The sequence below is a fragment of the Wolbachia endosymbiont of Tuta absoluta genome, assembly GCF_059414725.1.
In genome coordinates this window covers 1-655 of the sequence record NZ_JBNRJY010000494.1, presented here as the reverse complement: position 1 = coordinate 655, position 655 = coordinate 1, and the positions used below count along the sequence as shown (strand labels likewise).

Sequence of the window (655 nt, the reverse complement as noted above, 5' to 3'; positions counted from 1 at the left end):
GGGAAGTGTTTTAAAGTTTGGTATTCAAAATATTGTATTTCACACTTTAGGCAAAGATATATTACATAACTATCTTAATTTTCCTTAATTATAAACGGTTGAAAGGTTATCAACGGATTACATAAAATCCGAAAACAACTTCTTTTAACTTATTAATTAAAAAATAAGTTTGATTCTTCTTCATTGAAAGTAATCTAATCTGTTTGTAAACTTTGTCAAGTTTTTAATTATTATTAATTGTATGAACGCGTCAGATAGTAGCCTAAAACGTGATTTGCTGGAAGCAAGTCCATACATTAGCTCCCAAGTTAATACGTATAATAAAAAACTTTACCTATTCTTATAAAATAAGTGATTTTCTACTTAAACATATTCATGACAAGAAAAAAATATTGCTAGGGACCAAAATAATTCAGCTCTTTTGGAGTACTCCTGGTACCTTATGTGCTACAACCGACTGTACCTACTATCCTACATTGAATGAAATGTTTTTGTTTTATCATTTCAATACGATCGATCAACATTCGTTAGTATTTTGGAGGTTTTTGCAAGACGTCAGTAGTATAATTGTTAACAAAGTTTCCGGAGTAAATCGAGTTGTGTATGATTTAACTTCCAAGCCACCAGCAACTATTGAGTGGGAGTAGCAATAATT

At 30.1% G+C, this 655-nt stretch carries 1 pseudogene; it reads left to right on the top strand.

What is annotated here, in order from left to right:
* Positions 1 to 527: 527 nt before the first annotated feature.
* Positions 528 to 647 (top strand): annotated as a pseudogene (locus tag ACJ5GX_RS05495) (GMP synthase (glutamine-hydrolyzing)); the annotation flags it as partial.
* Positions 648 to 655 lie beyond the last annotated feature (8 nt).